This is a genomic window from Streptomyces marokkonensis (assembly GCF_008312835.1).
In the GTDB taxonomy this organism is placed as follows: Bacteria; Actinomycetota; Actinomycetes; order Streptomycetales; family Streptomycetaceae; genus Streptomyces; species Streptomyces marokkonensis_A.
The window spans coordinates 1-17734 of the sequence record NZ_VSKS01000028.1; the positions used below are offsets into that span (position 1 = coordinate 1).

The window sequence follows — 17734 nt, forward strand, 5'->3', positions numbered from 1 at the left end:
CCCTCCTCCGCCTCGCCCGCCACCGCATCAGCGTCCTCTTCGCCATGCTCCGCGACGGAACCTTCTACGAGCCGAGGAGCCGTCGGCTCGCTTGACGAAGGACATAGAGGCACCCCCCCCGGTTGCCCGGCCGGGGGAGGTCGTGCGGCCCGCGTGCGGCAGCAGCGGTGTTTACGGTTTGCGGGCCACCGCTCCGTAGCCGGGGATCACGCCGTCGTCCTGGCCCGGGACCGGGTCGCCCAGTTCGGGGTGCCACTCGTGCGGGACCCGGACGCCCGGGTCGACGAGGTCCAGGCCGTCGAAGAAGCGGGTGAACTCGTCCCGGGAGCGCAGGGCCAGGGTGACGCCCGCGGCCTTGAGCTTCTCGGTCGCCTTCTTCGACTCCGCGGGTGTGAAGTCGGCCGTCGCGTGGGTGACGACCAGGTGACTGCCGGAGGGAAGGGCCGCCAGCAGCCGCCCGACCAGTTCGTGCGCGCCGTCCTCGTCGGGGACGAAGTGCAGCAGCGCGATGAGCGAGAGCGCGACCGGCTCGTCGAAGTCGAGGATCTTCCGCGCGCCCTCCAGGATGGCGTCCGGTTCGCGCACGTCGGCCTGGAGGTACTCGGTCACCCCCTCGTCCGTGCCCCGCAGCAGCGCCGCCGCGTGGGCCAGCACGATGGGGTCGTTGTCGCAGTACACGACGCGGGCGTCCGGCACGATCCCCTGAGCCACCTGGTGGAGGTTGGGCTCGGTGGGGATGCCGGTGCCGATGTCGAGGAACTGGCGTATGCCGTGCCCGGCCAGCCAGCGCGTGGCCCGCTGCATGAACGCGCGGTTCACCCGTGCCATCACCGGCACCCGCGGGTCCAGCGCCAGCATCTGCCGGCCCATGGCCTCGTCGACCGGATAGTTGTCCTTGCCGCCGAGGTACCAGTCGTACATCCGAGCGGGGTGCGGCCTGCTCGTGTCGATCTCCGCGGGGTGCTGCCCGGTCATGACGGACTCCGTGATTCTTCGCAACTGTTAGTAGTCAAGTCAGTGCCACATCAGAAAGCGGAACGCAAAGGTAGAGCGGACAACAGGTCTCAGGACAGCAGGAAATCCGCCTCTCCCGCCTTCGCTCCCTCGATGAAGGCCGTCATCTCGGCGGAGGTGTAGATGAGCGCGGGGCCGTCCGGGTCGGTGGACTGGCGTACGGCGATCCGGCCGTCGTCGAGCTTCATCGCCTCCAGGCAGTTCCCTCCGTTGCCGCCGCTCCACGGCTTGTGCCAGCCCTCGCTGCCCAGGTCCCGCGCGGGCATGCCGTTGTAGATCCTTCCGGCGTGCGCCTGCGGGCGGGGCAGCGCCTTCGGGGGCTTCATGAGTTCCATTCACAGCTCCTTGCGGAGATCCCGGAGGATCTCCTTCGTGCGATGTGCCGTAGCGGCCTGCGCCGCCATGCGGTCCATGACCTCGAGGTGGGTCGCCACCTCGGTGCGCGCGTCCAGGTAGACGGCGCCGGTCAGGTACTCGCTGTAGACCATGTCCGGCAGTTCGGGCATGGCAAATCGGAACAGCACGAACGGCCCGTACGTGCCGGGGTGCGGCCCACAGGCGAAGGTCGCGACCTGCAGCGTCACATTGGGCAGCTTCGTGGCCTCGAGCAACTTGTCGATCTGGGCACGCATCACCTCCGGGCCGCCGACCTGGCGGCGGAGCACGGTCTCGTCCATCACGACCCACAGTCGGGGCGCGTCCTTACGGGTGAGCAGTTCCTGCCGTTGCATGCGCAGGTCGACGTGGCGCTCGATGTCCTCGGGCCGGGTCTGCCCTATGGCGCCGGAGCGCAGCACGCCACGCGCGTAGTCCTCGGTCTGGAGCACTCCGGGGACGAAATGGGGTTCGTAACTGCGGATGAGGGAGGCCGCGCCCTCCAGGCTGACGTACATCGAGAACCAGCCGGGCAGGATGTCGTGGAAGCGCTGCCACCAGCCGGGGCGGTTGGCGTCCTCCGCCAGTTGCACGAAGGCGTCGGCCTCGTCGTCGGAGACGCCGTACGCCTTCAGCAGGAGCTGGAGGTAGGGGATCTTGAGCGCGACCTCGGCCATCTCCATGCGGCGCACGGTGGCGGGGGCGACCCGGAGGATGCGGGCGGCCTCCTCGCGCTTCAGTCCCGCGCGTTCCCGCAGGTCCAGCAGGCGCCGGCCGAGGACGACCTGACCCACCGTCGGCGCGGACCGGGGTTCGCTCACACTCCACCTCCCTCGAACAAATGCTGACAGCCCGGCGGCGCCATTCGAAGATCTTTTCGAAGATCCATTCGACACGAACTCTCGTTCGAATAAATCTCCGGCGATCCCAACTGGCGCCGCGTGAGGTGCTGTTGCGAGCAGTGTGCCACGGCCGTCCAGACCGTCACACAGCACTCTGCATTTTTCAGAGTGACACTTGCCAAGTGTTCACGGCGGGGCGATAGTGGCAAGCGTGATTCCGTCCGCGCCCTTAGGAACAGACGCCGCCGCAGGTTCCATCGGCCTCGGTGCCGCCTCGGCACCCGCCCCGTCGGGGACCCTTGCCGAGCGCCGGTTCCGCTTCGAACTGGCCGCTCATCCGGGTTCCCCGGCTCATGCCAGACGCCTGACGAGGGCACGGCTGACCGGCTGGTCGGTGTGCGAGGACATCTGCGACACGGCGGAACTGGTCGTCTCCGAACTGGTCACCAACGCCATCGTGCACACCGCGAGCAGCCACATAGTCTGCGAGCTGCACGACGGTGACGATCTCGTGCGCATAGCCGTGCGGGACGAGGGCTGCGCACCGGGCCGGCCGCGGGCGAACACCCGGCAGCGGCCGGAGGAGGAGCACGGGAGGGGACTGCTCCTCGTCGACGCCCTGTGTCATGCCTGGGGCGCCCACGAGCACGGCCCCGGACTGCTGGTCTGGGCCGATCTCCCCCGCGCGGCGGTCACCCCGCGCGCCCCCGCGGAGCCCCGCGACGACCTGGGGTGGGGCGCCCGCCCGAAGCCCGGCCCGGGCGGCGACCCGGACGACGGTGGTGGCGAGGACGACGAGACCACCCGGTCGCACCGGGTCACGGCGACCCCGGCGACAGCCCGGGACGCACACCCGGCGGCGACCGCGGACTCGCCCCCGCACCAGCGCGTCCACCGGGACGGGGGACGGGCGTGACAGGAGCCGCCGGCACCCGCGTGCTGAGCCTGGACTCGCTGGTCCGCCTCCGGCGCGGACGGAACGCCTCGGCCACCCCCCGGCGGCTGCCGGTACCCGACGGCATGACGGCACCCATGGGCTGCGACGCGGTGGCGGTACCCGCCCGCTTCGGCCCGCTGGTGCTGCCCCGCCTGCCCAGGGTGGGCTGCGTCTACGCCGATGAGGCGCACTGGTGGTGGCTCGTTCCGTCCGACTCCGACTACGCGCTGGAGTGGCCCGCGCCCGCGCACTACGCCGCCGGCGCGGTCCTCCCCGACGCCGGGGCGCCCGAACTGCCCGGTCTGATCCACCGCCCCGACGGCACGCTCCCCTACACGCCGCCGATACCGCTCTACCTGGCCCTGTGCCGCCTGACCGACACGACTCCGACCTGGTCCCGCCCGGTCAGCGCGTAGCAGCCCTCGGCCGTCCCCCGCGTCCGCTCACGCCGTCACGTCACCGCCGCCGTCGCCACGGACGATCACCAGGAACATGTCGGTAGCGAGGTCCATGACAACCTCGGCGGGCAGTCCCTCCAGGCGCCGCGCGTGCGCGAACTCCTCCGCCGGCCACGAGCCACGCGGTCCACCTGCGGGAAAGCGTTCGAGCACTGTTCGCCCGTTCACCCTGCCACCTCCATGTTGCGCTGTACTCGTAGAGTTAAACGCCAACCATGGGGCGAACGCCTCGCCCAGTGACGGTACTGAGACGTAGTTGACACCCGTTCACCGCCAAGTGTGAGCGGGCTCTCGGCTTTCCGGAGCAATCCGTCACCGTCCGTGCCGGCCGCCGTACTCGCCGTGGCAGCGGACATGCTCACCTTCCGCCGGCGCCCCGGGAGCCGACGCGCGCCCCTCGGGTCACCGACACGTTCAGGCCGGCGGGCAGCCGTCGCCCCGCCGCGACGTTCCGCTCAGGTGTCGTACTCCTGGATCCGCCGCCCGTGACTCCGGTGGTCGCGTGGTGCAGGGCCTGACGCGCGGCGCGGCGGGCTCGGACCACGCGCCGGTGTGGGTGGCCTGAGCGGGGCGCTTCACCCGGCGACGCGCAGCTGGGGAACCTTCAGGCCCACGCGGTCGTGGCGCCGGGCGAGTTCGTCCCGGAGTTCGGCGAGCCGCGCCACGTGCCGGGGGTCGAGCCGGCCGGTGTCGTCGAGGTGGACGGCGCAGGCTGTGGTGGTGTCGACGAGCAGTTCGAGGGTGGCGGCGATCTCGTCGGTGCCGTCGGCGTGCCGGGCGAGCGTGGGCAGTTCGGCCGAGGCGAGGGCGATGGCCGTACGGGCTTCCGCGAGGGTGCGGTACGCCTCGCGGCGCAGGGCCCAGCGGGCCTCGCGGTCGTCGGACCCGCCGAGGACGTGGTCGAGGTAGGCCCGGGCGGCACCGCCCGCTTCCGCGAGCCGGGCGCGGATGGCGTCGCCGCGCTGTCCCGGCATCGGAAGATGGCCGACGACCAGCACGATGGCGCAGGCCAGCAGGGTCTCGCCGATCCGGCCGACGGAGGCCTGCGGTTCGCCGCCGGCCATCACCAGGGCGAGCACCAGCACGGTGACGACGGCGGTCTGCGCGGCGAAGTGCCGTGCGGCGAAGGGGATCAGCGCCCCGCTGACCACGACCAGGGCGACGAGCCCTTCCGGCCGGGGCAGTACCGCGGCGAAGGGGGCGAACAGGAGCGCCCCGAGCACGGTTCCGGCGGCCCGGGACAGCACCCGGGAGGCGAGCGGACCGAGGTCGGGCTTGACGAGGAAGACGGCGGTGGCGGGCAGCCAGTACCAGTGGGTGTGCTGCCCGTACCAGCGGGCGTGGTGCAGGGCCTGGGCGACGGCGACGCTCACCCCGAAGCAGAGGGCGACCCGCATCCCGTACTCCCGGCCCCGGGCGCCGAGGACGGTCCGCAGACGGTCGGCCCGGGACCGCTTGCGACTGTGCAGGTCGCCGCCCTCGCCTCCGTCGAAGGCCTCGGCGGCGCGCAGCAGGGCGTCGTCGAGGGCGCGCAGGGCCGGCGCGGAGCGGGAAGGAGCCGGCAGCGGCCCGGTCGGGATGCCGCCGCGTACGGCGGCGGCGAGGCGCCGGGGGCCTTCGGACGCGCGGGCCGGTACCGCCTCCCCCGCCCAGGCCAGCGCGGTCGCGGCCTCGGCGAGCGGCAGGGCGGCCGCGTACTGGGCGTGGAGCCGGCGTTCGGCCGCGGAGGAGACGTAGCGGCGCAGCCGGGGTCCGGCGAGCGCGTCCTGTGCCTGGTCGAGGGCGGCGGTGAGCGCGGCCCTGCGTGCGGTGGCGGCGTCCGTCCCGGTGGCGTCGAGCAGCGCGGCGACGGCGTCGTACACCCCGGCGACGGCGCCCCGCTCACCGTCGAAGCGGAAGTCCAGCCGGAAGGTGCCGGCCAGTGAGCCCGGCAGCGCCAGCCGGAGCCCCAGCAGCCACCCGGCGCCGGCGAGGAGGGCGAGCGCCCGCTGCCATCCCGGTTCGGGCAGCGGCATTCCGGCCCCGACGGCCGCGCCGACCAGCAACTGCGTGCCGACGGCGGATCCCACGGGCCCCGGCGCGCTGACCGCGCCGGCGACCAGTCCGAGCGCGGTCAGCAGCAGCGTGAGCAGTACGGCGGACAGATGGTCCCCGGCATACGTTCCGATGATCAGCCCGGCCGCCCCCGCGAGAGCGGGTCCCCCGATCCGTCCCACCGAGGCCCGCCGGCTGCCGGGCCGGTCGTTGATCCCGGCGAACATGGCCCCGATCGCGGCGACGACCCCCAGGGTGGGCCGCCCGGCGAGAACCGCCGCGAGCAGCAGGGGCCCGCCACCCAGCGCGCCCCGCACGACCGCACTCCAGGGAACCGGCCCTCGCTGGGTCCGCAGGGCATGGGCGAGCCACGGGGGCACGGCGGGGGCGTGACGGCTCACGGGGCTCCAGGGGTCACATCGAGGGACTTCGCATCGAAAGCGGGCGACGGTGACCGGGCGGAAAGCCGGGTCCCACGGTAACCGACGGCGCTGACGACGAGTGCCCGCGCGTGTTTCCGGGAGGTGACGACGCCGACGCCACGAGCACTCCGGGCACCGGCACGCACGACCGGAGGAAGCACGCGTTCCGTGCGCTCGGTGCCGCTGCCGCGCTGAGCACCGCATGCGGCGAGCACGAGGGGAGCCGGGCGGCCACTCGAGAGGTCGCGCATTGCTCTGTTGGACGGAAAGATGACGCCCCGCGCGCCCGATCACCGTGCTACGCATACGCTTCCGGCAGGGGGAGGAAAGGCCCACGCCATTCCTGCCGAGGAGAGCCGATGGCTGAACGCATTACGGCTGAACGCAATACACGCCGACGTGGTTATCGAGAAGGTGTCGGCGGTGAGATGCTCGCCGAATTCCTAGGAACCTTCGTCCTGCTTCTGCTGGGCATCGGGTCGGTGGCCGTCGCCGTCGTCGGTCTGCCCGGATCCGGCCGACAGGCGGTGGAGTTCGGGCCGGCGAACTGGCTCATCATCTCGTGGGGCTGGGGTCTCGCCGTCGTCTTCGGCGTCTATGTCGCCGGCGGCATCAGCGGCGCCCACATCAATCCCGCGGTGACGCTCGCCTTCGCCGTGCGCAAGGACTTCCCCTGGCGGAAGGTCCTGCCCTACTGGCTGGCCCAGGTCCTGGGCGCCTTCGTCGCCGCCGCGCTCATCTACGCCTGTTACCGGTGGGCCATCGACGCGGCCGACACGAAGGCGGGAATCCCGCGGGACGAATCGCTGGGCACGTATTCCATCTTCGCCACGTTCCCCGCCGAATACTTCGGTGATTCCTGGTGGGGCCCGTTGCTCGACCAGATCGTGGGAACGGCGATTCTTCTCCTGCTCATCTGCGCCCTCATCGACACCCGGAACACGGCTCCGATGTCGAATCTCCACCCGTTCCTCATCGGCCTGGTGGTCGTCGCGATCGGATTGACGTTCGGCACCAATGCCGGATACGCGATCAATCCCGCACGAGATTTCGGACCGCGACTGTTCACCTACTTCGAGGGCTGGGGCGACATCGCTCTTCCCGGCACATTCGGGTGGTTCAGCGGCTACTGGTGGATCCCCATCGTCGGACCGCTGATCGGCGGGGTCGTCGGTGTCCTGGTGTACGACCTGATCATCAAGCCGGTGATCAGGGCCAGGGCGGGGGCGCAGGAAGAAGGCCCGGCCACCGAGGAAGCCTAGTCCCTGTCGTCACACCATGAGAGGTGGCAGCGATGCCCGAATTCGTCGGCGCGGTGGATCAGGGGACCACCAGCACGCGCTTCATGATCTTCGACCACGACGGGAACGAGGTGGCGAAGCACCAGCTCGAGCACCAGCAGATCCTGCCGCGGTCCGGCTGGGTCGAGCACGACCCGGTGGAGATCTGGGAGCGCACCAACACGGTGATCCAGAACGGCCTGCGGGACGGCGGTCTCACGGCCGCCGACCTGCAAGCCGTCGGCATCACCAACCAGCGCGAGACGACGGTGGTCTGGGACCCGCGCACCGGCCGCCCGTACTACAACGCCATCGTCTGGCAGGACACCCGCACCGACAGCATCGCCGCCGCCCTCGAACGCGACGGCCACGGCGACGTCATCCGGCACAAGGCCGGTCTGCCGCCGGCCACCTACTTCTCCGGCGGCAAGATCAAGTGGCTCCTCGAGAACGTGGACGGGCTGCGCGAGGCCGCCGAGGCGGGCCACGCCCTGTTCGGCAACACGGACGCCTGGGTGCTGTGGAACCTCACCGGCGGGCCCAACGGCGGGGTGCACGCCACCGACGTGACCAACGCCAGCCGCACCATGCTGATGAACCTGGAGACCCTGGACTGGGACGACGAGCTGCTGGCGATCTTCGGCATCCCGCGCTCCATGCTGCCGGCCATCCACCCCTCGTCCGACCCCGAGGCGTTCGGCGAGGCCCGCACCTCCCGGCCGCTGGGCGCCGCCGTCCCGATCACCGGTGTGCTCGGCGACCAGCACGCGGCGACCGTCGGCCAGGTCTGCTTCTCCCCCGGCGAGGCCAAGAACACCTACGGCACCGGCAACTTCCTCGTACTCAACACCGGTACGGAGCTGGTGCGTTCCCAGAACGGTCTGCTGACGACGGTGGCGTACCAGTTCGCGGGCAGCCCCGCGGTCTACGCCCTGGAGGGCTCCATCGCCGTCACGGGCGCGGCCGTGCAGTGGCTGCGCGACCAGTTGAAGATCATCGGGAGCGCCCCGGACAGCGAGCAGCTCGCGCGTTCGGTGGAGGACAACGGCGGAATGTACTTCGTCCCGGCCTTCTCCGGTCTGTTCGCCCCCTACTGGCGCTCCGACGCCCGCGGCGCCATGGTGGGGCTGGCCCGGTACAACACCGGCGGGCACATCGCGCGGGCCACGCTGGAGGCCATCTGCTACCAGAGCCGTGACGTGGTCGAGGCCATGGAGCAGGACTCCGGTGTGCACCTGGACGTGCTCAAGGTCGACGGCGGCGTCACCGCCAACGACCTGTGCATGCAGATCCAGGCCGATGTGCTGGGCGTGCCGGTCAGCCGTCCCGTGGTCGCCGAGACCACCGCGCTGGGCGCCGCCTACGCCGCGGGGCTCGCCACCGGCTTCTGGCGCGACACCGACGAACTGCGCACGCACTGGCAGGAGTCGAAGCGCTGGGAACCGCAGTGGAGCGAGGACCGGCGCCAGCAGGGCTACCAGGACTGGAAGCGGGCCGTGGAGCGCACCCTGGACTGGGTCAAGGTCACCTGACGCGGAGGGGCAGCGGCTCAGCGGTCGGCGATGTCCTCGCGGAGGCCGTCGGAGAACTCCCACCACGCCAGCGGAAGCCAGTCGCCGTTCACATACCCGTCGACGGTGGCGCCGCGACCGCGGACCGTCACCGTCGTGCCCGGCGGATAGGTGGTGCCGGACAGCCCGGGCACGGAAACAAGCAGGGTACCCAGCCGCTGCGCTGCCATGTCGCCCCTCTCCATTCTCGCAAGAACATTCCCCGTACGGCATTCCTTCTCGTACGACATTCTCCGTACGACGCCGGACGATATTCCAGGAAATTTTACCGGCTTGCCCCATCGGGCAGACCGGAGAATCATGAGATATCGGTCACGCGAAACATCGGGAGAGGCGCGACAACCGGACACGTACGCCACCGAGTGGAGGTCGTAGCCATGAAGGCCGTCGTGTACAAGGGACCGTTCGAAGTCGCGGTCGAAGAAGTCGACAACCCCACCATCCAGCATCCGAACGACGTGATCGTAAAGGTCACCTCCACCGCGATCTGCGGCTCCGACCTGCACATGTACGAGGGCCGTACCGCTGCCGAGCCCGGCATCACGTTCGGCCACGAGAACATGGGAACCATCGCGGAGGTCGGTCCGGGTGTCACCGGGCTCAAGGAGGGCGACCGCGTGGTCATGCCCTTCAACGTCGCCTGCGGGTTCTGCACCAACTGCGTCGAGGGATTCACCGGATACTGTCTGACCGTCAATCCCGGCTTCCCGGGCGGCGCTTACGGCTATGTCGCCATGGGACCGTGGAAGGGCGGCCAGGCCGAATACCTGCGTGTTCCCTACGCCGACTTCAACTGCCTGAAACTGCCGCCGGGGAAGGAGCACGAGAACGACTTCATTCTGCTCGCCGACATCTTCCCCACGGGCTACCACGGCTGTGAACTCGCCCAGGTCCGCCCCGGCGAGAGCGTCACGGTCTACGGCGCCGGCCCGGTCGGTCTCATGGCCGCCTACTCGGCGCTGCTGCGCGGCGCGCGGAAGGTGTTCGTCGTGGACCGCGTCGCCGAGCGGCTGCAGAAGGCCGAGGAGATCGGCGCGGTGCCCATCAACTTCGCCGAGGGCGACCCGGTCGAGCAGATCCACGCGCAGACCGAGGGCATGGGCACCGACAAGGGCGTCGACGCCGTCGGCTACCAGGCGGCGGCGGGCGGCGGCACGGACCGCGAGGAACCGGCGACCGTCCTGAACTCCCTCATCCGCACGGTCCGGGCCACCGGCATGCTCGGCGTGCCCGGGCTCTACGTCCCGTCCGACCCCGGCGCCCCGGACGAGCAGTCCAAGCAGGGCATGCTCCTCGTGGCGGTCGGCAAGCTCTTCGAGAAGGGCCTGCGGATGGGGACCGGGCAGTGCAACGTGAAGCGCTACAACCGGTTCCTGCGCGACATGATCATCGAGGGCCGGGCGAAGCCCAGCTTCGTCGTCTCCCACGAGCTGCCCCTGGACCAGGCACCGTCGGCCTACGACAAGTTCGACAAGCGGATCGAGGGCTACACGAAGGTGGTGCTGCACCCGTAGCCGCGGGACGACGGGAGTAATTGGGATGCGGCGGCGGCCGGGCCGAAGGACCATCGACGGCGTCGACCGTCCGCCGCTCCAGGAGTCCTCGTGATTCAGCGCGTCACCGTGCCCTCCCTGTTCCCGCCCCCCGTCTACTCCCACGCCTCGGTGGTCGAGGCGGGCACCAGGCTGGCGTTCCTCGCCGGATCGGTCCCGCTGGACGCCGCCGGGAAGCTGGTCGGCGAGGGCGACCCGGTGCGTCAGGCCCGGCAGGTGATCGCCAACCTCGAGGAACAGCTGCGGGCGGTGGGCAGCGGCCTGGAGCAGGTCGTCTCGACGGATGTGTACGTCGTGAGTGCCGATCCTGCCGTGCTCTCCGCCGTGTGGGACGTCGTGGAGGCGTCCGGGCTGAGCACGGGGCCCCACTCGTCGACGCTGCTCGGTGTGGCCTGCCTCGGGTACACCGGGCAGCTCGTGGAGATCACGGCGACGGCGGTCGTGCCCGACGCCGCCGGCGCATGACGGCCGGCGAGGGGGCCGTGGAGTTGCGTCGCGCCCTTCTCCCCGATGCCGGGCCGGCGGCCGGCGTCTGGCTGCGGTCCTTCGCCGCCGCGCTGCCGAGCGTGGTCCGGCCCCGGTCCGACGACGAGGTCCTGGAGTACTTCCGGCACGTCCTGGTGCCCCTGCGTGAGACGTGGGTGGCTCAGGCGGCGGACGAGGGCGTCATCGGTGTGCTGGTGCTGGACGGCGAGGAACTGGAGCAGCTGTACCTCGACCCCGCCTGGCGCGGGTGCGGGGTCGGTGACCGGTTCGTCGCCCTCGCCAAGGAGCGCAGCCCCGGGGGTCTCTCCCTGTGGACCTTCCAGGTCAACGCGCCCGCGCACCGCTTCTACGAGCGGCACGGCTTCACGGCCGTGGAGTGGACGGACGGCTCCGGGAACGAGGAGCGGGAGCCGGACGTGCGGTACGTGTGGCGGCCGTAGGCGCGGGGCGTCAGCCGTGGCGGCGGGCGTACCGGTCCGTCGCCGCCACCAGGGCGTCGTCGCCGGCCGCGCCCGCGTCGTGGCCCGCCTCGTCGACGATCACCAGCTCGCTGTCCGGCCAGGCGTGGTGGAGCCGCCAGACGATGCCGAGGAGGTTGCCGAAGTCCAGGCTGCCCTGGACCAGGGTGCCCGGGATGCCCGTCAGCAGGTGGGCGTCGCGGAGGACGACGCCCGCGGCGTCGTCCTCGCCCGCGCCGAGGAAGTGGTCGTTGCCCCAGTAGTGGGTGACGGTACGCGCGAAGCCCCTGCGGAAGTCGGGGTCCTGGAAGCGGGCGACCGAGCCCGGCGGGGCGGGGATGATCGCCGTCTCCCAGTCGGTCCAGGCCCGCGCGGCCCGTTCCCTGACCTCCGGGTCGGGTGACTCGAGCAGTCCGTTGCAGGCGGCGGCCAGGTTGCCGTCGCGCTCGCCGGGAGGCAGTTCGGCGAGGAAGCGTGCGAAGGCCTCCGGGAAGATCTTGCCCAGCCCGCGGGTCAGAAGCGCCACTTCGGCGTTCGAGCCGGTGGCGACCCCGGTCAGGACGAGTTCCGAGACCACGCCCGGGTGCGTCTGCGCGTACCGCAGTCCCAGGGCCGACCCCCACGACACGCCCCACACGAGCCACCGCTCGATGCCCAGGTGGGCGCGCAGCCGCTCGAGGTCCGCCATGAGGTGCGCGGTCGTGTTGACGCTCATGTCGGTGGCGGGGTCGCTCGCGGGCGGCAGCGACCGTCCTGCGCCGCGCTGGTCCAGCATGACGATCCGGTAGGCGGCCGGGTCGAAGTAGCGCCGGAGGTTCGGACCGGTCCCCGAGCCCGGCCCGCCGTGCAGCACCAGCGCGGGCTTGCCGTGCGGGTTCCCGCTGGTCTCCCAGTGGACGCGGTTGCCGTCACCGACGTCGAGCATGCCGTGGTCGTACGGTTCGATCTCCGGGTACCTGGCCATCGGAGCACCGTAGCGCCCTGGGCCGGGGCCGCTCATCCCCTTTTCGCCGTGCCCAGTCCCGCCGCGTCGGCGGCGGTACGCAGCACCGCCCGGAGCATCTCGGGCGTGAGCCGGCCGGTGAAGGTGTTGCGCTGGCTGACGTGGAAGCAGCCGAAGAGGTCGAGGCCGGGCCCGTCGGCGGCGTCCAGCGTCACGCGGGCGCCGTGCGCGAAGGCGGGCCGTGGCCGGGGAACGGTCCAGCCCGCCTCGGCGAACGCGGGCAGCGCGGCCTGCCAGCCGAAGGCACCGAGGGCGAGCGCGGCCCGGACCGTCGGCCGCAGGAGGCGCAGCTCCCGCACCAGCCAGGGCCGGCAGGCGTCCCGTTCCCCGGGCGTGGGTTTGTTGGCGGGCGGGGCGCAGTGCACGGGCGACGTGACGCGGACGCCGTACAGCTCCAGGCCGTCCCCGGCGTGCACGGACGTCGGCTGCGAGGCGAGCCCGATATCGTACAGCGCCCGGTACAGCACGTCCCCGGAGCGGTCCCCGGTGAACATCCGGCCCGTGCGGTTCCCGCCGTGCGCCGCGGGTGCCAGTCCGACGATCAGCAGCCGGGCGTCCGGCGGGCCGAACCCGGGCACCGGCCTGCCCCAGTACGTCCAGTCCGCGAACGCGGCACGCTTGGTACGGGCGACCTCCTCACGCCAGTCGACCAGCCGGGGGCAGGCACGGCAGCCCGCGATGCGCCGGTCGAGACGGGAAAGGCCACTGGGGTCCATGGCTCCACGGTAGGCGCCGCCGGGAGCCGGAAAATCCCCGCACCGCCGGTCGGCCCGGCGACTAAGGTCGGAACCATGGCTTCTGAGAGTGCCGAGGACCCCAGGACCGCCGCTGCCGTGGCCGCCGCCGACGCGGCCGGGCCGGGGGCCGGTGAGTCCGTACGGATCGACAGCTGGATCTGGTCGGTGCGCCTGGTCAAGACGCGGTCCCTCGGTGCCGCCGCCTGCCGGGGCGGGCACGTCCGGGTGAACGGCGAGCGGGTGAAGCCCTCGCACTCCGTCCGCGTCGGTGACGAGGTGCGGCTGCGGGCCGAGACCCGGGAGCGGATCGTCGTCGTCAAGCGGCTGATCCGCAAGCGGGTGGGCGCGCCGGTGGCGGTCCAGTGCTACATCGACAACTCCCCGCCTCCCCCGCCCCGCGAGGCCGTCGCCCCGGCCGGTGTCCGCGACCGCGGCACGGGCCGCCCGACCAAACGCGACCGCCGCGACATGGAACGCCTGCGCGGGCTGGGCGCACCGGGCGGGTTCGCCGGCCCCGGCGGGAACGGTGGGGCGGGTGAGCCCGGTGACCCGGGAGCCGCGCCCGGTGGCCGCGGCGGGTCCGCGGGTCGCCGGGCGGCCGGTGGTGCGGGCGGCCGCGGCGGGGCGTCGGGCGGGACCGGTGGCCGCGGCGGGTCCGGTGCCCGGGGCGCGAAGGGTGACCGCACGTCCCGCGGCGGCGGCTCCGGCGGCGCACGGCCGTGACCGGGCGGGCGGCGGGAGCGGCCCGGCCCTCCCGTGGAACCGTCAGCCCTGCCGCCGCAGCAGTCGCAGCAGGTCCGCGTTGTGCGCCCGGCGGGCCCAGGCGACGAGGACGAGCGGCACGAGCAGGATGAGCGGGGTCGCCGCGTACTCGCCGTCGAACACCGTGATCTGCACGACGAACGCGCCCACCATCAGCGCGGCCAGTCCCGTCGCCGCCGCCGACTGCAGCACCGGCACCAGCAGGCCGATCGCTCCCGCGAGTTCGAGCACACCGATGACGTACATGCCCGTGCTGCCCCAGCCCATCTCGTCGAAGGGCTCCAGGGCGGAGGAGTGCGCGATCAGCTTGGGCAGCGCGCTCGCGACCGCGTAGAACAGCGCGAGCAGCACCTGCAGTCCGCGCAGCGCGAGACGGGCACGCCGCCCGCGGGCGGTCGCGGGCTCGGCGGCAACGGTGCTCGTGGAAGCGGCGGCAGAGGCTGCGGTGGTCGTGGCGCGGGTGGTGGTCTGCGACATCAGGGTCTCCTGAGGATGCGGTCCGTGCTGCTGTCACAGGGTCAGACCGCCCTTCGCCCGCGAACTCATCGCTCCCCGGTGTGAATTCCTCGCTCAGTGGCCGGCCGCCGGGACCGCTCTCACCCACATTCCGTCCTCCGTCAGATAGCGGTCCACCTTCAGGCCCGCCTCCCCGAGCGCCTCCTCGAACTGCTGCCTCGTCAGTGGGCGGGCGCGGAAGGTCTGGGTCCAGACCGCGTCCGGGAACACGTACTCCGCGCGCACCGAGTCCACGCCGTCGCCGACCGGCTCCGCGGACACGATCCGCACGGTGAATCCGGCCGGGTCGACCCGCTCGCGCGGCACATTGCTGTGGTAGTCCTCGCCCTCCCGCTGGATCAGCACGCAGCCGCCCTTCGCCAGATGCCGTACACAGGTGCGCAGCATGCCCCGCCGCACCTCGACGTCCCCCGCGTGCACCAGGAAGGAGGCGAGGAGCACCACGTCGAACGTCTCGCCGACGTCGAGGTCCTCTATGGGGCCGCATATCGTCCGCGCCCCGTGCACGCGCTCCAGCATCTCCGCGGACTCGTCCACCGCCGTGACGTCGAAGCCGCGCTCCAGCAGCGCGTGCGTCACGCGCCCCACACCGCTGCCCAGCTCCAGCACCCGCGCCCCGGCCGGCACCGCGGCGGCGATGACGTCCGGCTCCTCCCCCACGGGCAGGCGCGAGTAGAGCTCCACCGCGCAGCCGTCCGGGGTGATCACCCCGGGTCCTGTCCCCTCGTACCCCTCACGCATTCTCAGCTCCATGTCCGTCCAACGGACCGCGCCCGCACGCCCGTTCCCACCCCCCGTTGATTCACCCGTCCGAGTGAGCGCCGCTGTCCGGCCGGGCGGTGGGGCAACCGCTTCCGGGGCACCCGGATCGGGCAGGCTCGCGGGTCGCGGCGCGGAAACGGTGGTGAGGACGATGCGTACGGGCAGTGAACCGGCGACCGCGCGCAGTGCTCTGCGGATGCGGTTCTGGCTGAGTGTGTGGGGCGTGCTCTGGACGGTGGCCGGGACGGTGGGGTTCGCCCTCGCCGGGCACCCCGGCTGGGCGCTGGCGTGCGGGGTGCTGTGGCTGCTCGTCACGGTCGACCTGGTCGTCGTCCTCCGGCACATCCGCCAGGGTCCGCACTACCAGCCGGGGCCCGATGTCCCTCCGTACCGGCCGCCGGGGTGAGCGGCCCCGGTGCGGATCCGGCGTGGGTCCGTCAGCCGTCGAAGCGGGCCGCCTTCAGGTACTCCGGGTTCGGGTCCAGCGCCGCCGCCAGCCGGAAGTGGCGCTTGGCCGGGTGGGGGCGGCCCTGCCGCTGATAGGTGCGGGCGAGCGCGAAGTGGGCGAAGGCGTTGTCCGGCTCGCGCTCCAGGACGAGGGAGAACTCCAGCTCGGCGGGCCGCAGCTGGGCCGCGGCGAAGAAGGCACGGGCGCGCAGCAAGCGTGCGGCCGTGTTCTCGGGATGGACGTCGATCACACCGTCGAGCAGCTTGACCGCGCCCCGCGGGTCCCGGGAGGCGAGCAGGTGCTCGGCGGCACGGAAATCGATGACATGCGTCTCCGGCGTACGTCCGGTCGGACCACTGGTCTCGGGCACGGCGGAATCCTTCCCTCGCTGAACGGGTCCAACGCCCCGTCCGGCATCCGCTATTCCTGAGGGGACTGCCGGGGCACGCGCGCCCGGCGGACGAGCTCCGACCACACGTCCTTGACGCGTTGTTCCAGCTCGTCGAGGGGGACGTCGTTGTCGATGACGATGTCGGCGATCGCCCGGCGCTGCTCGCGGGTCGCCTGGGCCGCCATCCGCGCCCGTGCGTCCTCCTCGGTCATGCCGCGCCGGCCCACGAGCCGGTCGAGCTGGGTCCCGGGGCTCGCGTCCACGACGATCACCAGGTCGTAGAGGGGCGCGAGGCCGTTCTCCGTGAGGAGGGGGACGTCGTGGACGACGACGGCGTCCTCGGCCGCGGCCTCCTCCAGCTCACGGGAGCGGGCGCCCACCAGGGGGTGGACGATGGAGTTGAGGACGGCCAGTTTCTCGGGGTCGGCGAAGACGACGGAGCCCAGCTTCGGCCGGTCGAGGCCGCCGTCCGTGGTGAGGACCTCCTCGCCGAAGGCGTCCACGACCGCGGCGAGGCCGGGGGTGCCCGGTTCGACGACCTCGCGCGCGATGCGGTCCGCGTCGATCAGCACGGCACCGCACTCGACGAGCAGCCGCGACACCTCGCTCTTGCCGGCGCCGATACCGCCGGTCAGGCCCACTGTCAGCATGACCAGCAGCCTAGGCCCCGCCGTCGGCACCCGGTCCGCGGGGCGTCAGTTCTCACCCTCCCGCTCCGCCAGGAAGCGCTCGAACTCGCGCCCGATCTCGTCGGCGGACGGGATCTCCACGGGCTCCGCGAGCATGTTGCCCCGGCTCTCCGCCCCCGCGGCGGCGTCGTACTGGTGCTCGAGTCCCCGGACGAGGGCGGTGAGCTCGTCGTCGCCCTCCTGGATCTGGCGGTCGATCTCGGTCTGGGTGCGGTGGGCGTCGGTGCGCAGCGAGTGCGCGACACCGGGCAGGACCAGGCCGGTGGCGGCCGTGATGGTCTCCAGGGCGGTCAGTGCCGCGTCCGGGTACGGGGAGCGGGCGATGTAGTGCGGCACGTGGGCCGCGACGCCGAGGACGTCGTGCCCGGCCTGCATGAGCCGGTACTCGACGAGGGCCTCGGCGCTGCCGGGTACCTGCGCCTCGTCGAAGGGGCTGTTGCCCGCCGGGACGAGGTCGGTGCGGTTGCCGTGCGGGGTGATGCCCACGGGGCGGGTGTGCGGGACGCCCATGGGGATGCCGTGGAAGTTCACCGACAGGCGCACGCCGAGCCGCTCCACGATCTGCTGGACGGCCGCGGCGAAGCGCTCCCACTCGACGTCCGGCTCCGGCCCGGACAGCAGCAGGAAGGGCGCTCCGGTGGCGTCCTGGACGAGGCGCACCTCGATGGCGGGCACCTCGTAGTCGCTCCAGCGGTCGCGGGTGAAGGTCAGCAGCGGGCGCCGGGCGCGGTAGTCGACGAGCCGGTCGTGGTCGAACCGGGCCACGACCTGGTGGGGCAGCGAGTCGAGCAGCCGGTCCACGATCTGGTCCCCGGTCTCGCCCGCGTCGATGTATCCGTCGAAGTGGTAGAGCATGACAAGTCCGGCCGATTCCTGGGCCAGCGCCATGTCGACGACGCCGAGTCCCTTCGGCTCCCATGCGTACAAACCCTGCGGATCAAGCACAGTGACCGCTCCTCCTCGTGTTCGTACGACACAACGTGGCACGCGACACTG

General features: G+C 72.1%; 22 protein-coding genes. 9 read left to right on the top strand and 13 right to left on the bottom strand.

Annotation, left to right across the window (positions count from 1 at the left end; translation table 11 throughout):
• Positions 1–171: 171 nt before the first annotated feature.
• From F1615_RS32360 to F1615_RS32370, 3 genes are all read right to left on the bottom strand, one after another.
• Positions 172–975: an SAM-dependent methyltransferase gene (locus tag F1615_RS32360; protein ID WP_149552601.1), complete on the bottom strand. Its 804-nt coding sequence runs from the start codon at positions 973–975 to the stop codon at positions 172–174.
• Positions 976–1064: 89 nt separating this feature from the next.
• Positions 1065–1349: a DUF397 domain-containing protein gene (locus F1615_RS32365; protein WP_208818461.1), complete on the bottom strand. Its 285-nt coding sequence runs from the start codon at positions 1347–1349 to the stop codon at positions 1065–1067.
• Positions 1350–2210: a helix-turn-helix domain-containing protein gene (locus F1615_RS32370; protein ID WP_149552602.1), complete on the bottom strand. Its 861-nt coding sequence runs from the start codon at positions 2208–2210 to the stop codon at positions 1350–1352.
• Between the two features lie 223 nt (positions 2211–2433).
• Here F1615_RS32370 and F1615_RS32375 point away from each other — a divergent pair, with 223 nt between their 5' ends.
• Together F1615_RS32375 and F1615_RS32380 are read left to right on the top strand one after the other, a co-directional pair.
• Complete coding sequence (locus F1615_RS32375; protein ID WP_149552603.1) at positions 2434–3147, top strand: ATP-binding protein; 714 nt, start codon at positions 2434–2436, stop codon at positions 3145–3147.
• Positions 3144–3584 (top strand): hypothetical protein, encoded by a 441-nt coding sequence (locus F1615_RS32380; protein WP_149552604.1) that lies wholly within the window; start codon positions 3144–3146, stop codon positions 3582–3584. The genes F1615_RS32375 and F1615_RS32380 overlap by 4 nt, the downstream gene beginning before the upstream one ends.
• A gap of 27 nt (positions 3585–3611) precedes the next feature.
• Here the strand turns inward: F1615_RS32380 and F1615_RS32385 are convergent, their stop codons facing one another.
• Positions 3612–3794 (bottom strand): hypothetical protein, encoded by a 183-nt coding sequence (locus F1615_RS32385; RefSeq protein WP_149552605.1) that lies wholly within the window; start codon positions 3792–3794, stop codon positions 3612–3614.
• A gap of 407 nt (positions 3795–4201) precedes the next feature.
• Positions 4202–6061 carry an FUSC family protein gene (locus F1615_RS32390; protein WP_149552606.1) on the bottom strand — a complete coding sequence of 620 codons (1860 nt, stop codon included), beginning with the start codon at positions 6059–6061 and terminating at the stop codon, positions 4202–4204.
• Positions 6062–6510: 449 nt separating this feature from the next.
• Between F1615_RS32390 and F1615_RS32395 the strand changes: the two genes are divergently transcribed.
• Complete coding sequence (locus F1615_RS32395) at positions 6511–7344, top strand: MIP/aquaporin family protein (RefSeq protein WP_208818462.1); 834 nt, start codon at positions 6511–6513, stop codon at positions 7342–7344.
• Positions 7345–7376: 32 nt separating this feature from the next.
• Complete coding sequence (gene glpK / locus F1615_RS32400; protein WP_149552608.1) at positions 7377–8894, top strand: glycerol kinase GlpK; 1518 nt, start codon at positions 7377–7379, stop codon at positions 8892–8894.
• Positions 8895–8911: 17 nt separating this feature from the next.
• Here glpK and F1615_RS32405 read toward each other — a convergent pair whose 3' ends face one another.
• Positions 8912–9103, bottom strand: a complete 192-nt coding sequence (locus F1615_RS32405) for a hypothetical protein (protein ID WP_149552609.1) — start codon at positions 9101–9103, stop codon at positions 8912–8914.
• A gap of 207 nt (positions 9104–9310) precedes the next feature.
• On the opposite strand from F1615_RS32405, the gene F1615_RS32410 reads away from it, so the two are divergent.
• The 3 genes from F1615_RS32410 (at position 9311) to F1615_RS32420 (ending at position 11412) form a co-directional block, all read left to right on the top strand.
• Positions 9311–10447 (top strand): glutathione-independent formaldehyde dehydrogenase, encoded by a 1137-nt coding sequence (locus tag F1615_RS32410; RefSeq protein WP_149552610.1) that lies wholly within the window; start codon positions 9311–9313, stop codon positions 10445–10447.
• Positions 10448–10537: 90 nt separating this feature from the next.
• Positions 10538–10951, top strand: coding sequence for a RidA family protein (locus F1615_RS32415; RefSeq protein WP_149552611.1), 414 nt, complete (start codon positions 10538–10540; stop codon positions 10949–10951).
• Complete coding sequence (locus tag F1615_RS32420) at positions 10948–11412, top strand: GNAT family N-acetyltransferase (RefSeq protein WP_149552612.1); 465 nt, start codon at positions 10948–10950, stop codon at positions 11410–11412. The genes F1615_RS32415 and F1615_RS32420 overlap by 4 nt, the downstream gene beginning before the upstream one ends.
• Before the next feature lie 10 nt (positions 11413–11422).
• On the opposite strand, the gene pip is transcribed toward F1615_RS32420, so the two are convergent.
• Together pip and F1615_RS32430 are read right to left on the bottom strand one after the other, a co-directional pair.
• Positions 11423–12394, bottom strand: coding sequence for a prolyl aminopeptidase (pip, locus tag F1615_RS32425; protein ID WP_149552613.1), 972 nt, complete (start codon positions 12392–12394; stop codon positions 11423–11425).
• 32 nt (positions 12395–12426) lie between these two features.
• The gene (locus F1615_RS32430; RefSeq protein WP_149552614.1) at positions 12427–13149 is read right to left on the bottom strand and encodes a uracil-DNA glycosylase; all 723 of its coding nucleotides are present in this window, start codon (positions 13147–13149) and stop codon (positions 12427–12429) included.
• 75 nt (positions 13150–13224) lie between these two features.
• Here F1615_RS32430 and F1615_RS32435 point away from each other — a divergent pair, with 75 nt between their 5' ends.
• Positions 13225–13893 carry an RNA-binding S4 domain-containing protein gene (locus F1615_RS32435; protein ID WP_149552615.1) on the top strand — a complete coding sequence of 223 codons (669 nt, stop codon included), beginning with the start codon at positions 13225–13227 and terminating at the stop codon, positions 13891–13893.
• A 42-nt stretch (positions 13894–13935) separates the two neighbouring features.
• Here the strand turns inward: F1615_RS32435 and F1615_RS32440 are convergent, their stop codons facing one another.
• A complete protein-coding gene (locus F1615_RS32440; RefSeq protein WP_149552616.1) occupies positions 13936–14409 on the bottom strand; it encodes a DoxX family protein in 474 nt (157 codons plus the stop codon).
• A gap of 93 nt (positions 14410–14502) precedes the next feature.
• Positions 14503–15189 (bottom strand): class I SAM-dependent methyltransferase, encoded by a 687-nt coding sequence (locus tag F1615_RS32445; RefSeq protein WP_149552617.1) that lies wholly within the window; start codon positions 15187–15189, stop codon positions 14503–14505.
• A gap of 172 nt (positions 15190–15361) precedes the next feature.
• On the opposite strand from F1615_RS32445, the gene F1615_RS32450 reads away from it, so the two are divergent.
• On the top strand, positions 15362–15616 hold the full coding sequence (locus F1615_RS32450; RefSeq protein WP_208818463.1) for a DUF6343 family protein: 255 nt from the start codon (positions 15362–15364) through the stop codon (positions 15614–15616).
• A 31-nt stretch (positions 15617–15647) separates the two neighbouring features.
• On the opposite strand, the gene F1615_RS32455 is transcribed toward F1615_RS32450, so the two are convergent.
• The 3 genes from F1615_RS32455 to F1615_RS32465 are packed head-to-tail and all read right to left on the bottom strand — an operon-like array spanning position 15648 to position 17683.
• Positions 15648–16028, bottom strand: a complete 381-nt coding sequence (locus tag F1615_RS32455; RefSeq protein WP_149552619.1) for a tetratricopeptide repeat protein — start codon at positions 16026–16028, stop codon at positions 15648–15650.
• Between the two features lie 50 nt (positions 16029–16078).
• On the bottom strand, positions 16079–16699 hold the full coding sequence (coaE, locus tag F1615_RS32460; RefSeq protein WP_149552620.1) for a dephospho-CoA kinase: 621 nt from the start codon (positions 16697–16699) through the stop codon (positions 16079–16081).
• A 45-nt stretch (positions 16700–16744) separates the two neighbouring features.
• Complete coding sequence (locus F1615_RS32465; protein WP_149552621.1) at positions 16745–17683, bottom strand: PAC2 family protein; 939 nt, start codon at positions 17681–17683, stop codon at positions 16745–16747.
• Between the last annotated feature and the right edge of the window lie 51 nt (positions 17684–17734).

Coding starts and splice junctions, on each gene's coding strand:
- F1615_RS32450 (WP_208818463.1), top strand. CDS start 15,362: ATGCGTACGGGCAGTGAACCGGCGACCGCGCGCAGTGCTCTGCGGATG.
- F1615_RS32360 (WP_149552601.1), bottom strand. CDS start 975: ATGACCGGGCAGCACCCCGCGGAGATCGACACGAGCAGGCCGCACCCC.
- F1615_RS32395 (WP_208818462.1), top strand. CDS start 6,511: ATGCTCGCCGAATTCCTAGGAACCTTCGTCCTGCTTCTGCTGGGCATC.
- F1615_RS32440 (WP_149552616.1), bottom strand. CDS start 14,409: ATGTCGCAGACCACCACCCGCGCCACGACCACCGCAGCCTCTGCCGCC.
- F1615_RS32410 (WP_149552610.1), top strand. CDS start 9,311: ATGAAGGCCGTCGTGTACAAGGGACCGTTCGAAGTCGCGGTCGAAGAA.
- F1615_RS32365 (WP_208818461.1), bottom strand. CDS start 1,349: ATGGAACTCATGAAGCCCCCGAAGGCGCTGCCCCGCCCGCAGGCGCAC.
- F1615_RS32430 (WP_149552614.1), bottom strand. CDS start 13,149: ATGGACCCCAGTGGCCTTTCCCGTCTCGACCGGCGCATCGCGGGCTGC.
- glpK (WP_149552608.1), top strand. CDS start 7,377: ATGCCCGAATTCGTCGGCGCGGTGGATCAGGGGACCACCAGCACGCGC.
- pip (WP_149552613.1), bottom strand. CDS start 12,394: ATGGCCAGGTACCCGGAGATCGAACCGTACGACCACGGCATGCTCGAC.
- F1615_RS32435 (WP_149552615.1), top strand. CDS start 13,225: ATGGCTTCTGAGAGTGCCGAGGACCCCAGGACCGCCGCTGCCGTGGCC.
- F1615_RS32445 (WP_149552617.1), bottom strand. CDS start 15,189: ATGCGTGAGGGGTACGAGGGGACAGGACCCGGGGTGATCACCCCGGAC.
- F1615_RS32405 (WP_149552609.1), bottom strand. CDS start 9,103: ATGGCAGCGCAGCGGCTGGGTACCCTGCTTGTTTCCGTGCCCGGGCTG.
- F1615_RS32420 (WP_149552612.1), top strand. CDS start 10,948: ATGACGGCCGGCGAGGGGGCCGTGGAGTTGCGTCGCGCCCTTCTCCCC.
- coaE (WP_149552620.1), bottom strand. CDS start 16,699: ATGCTGACAGTGGGCCTGACCGGCGGTATCGGCGCCGGCAAGAGCGAG.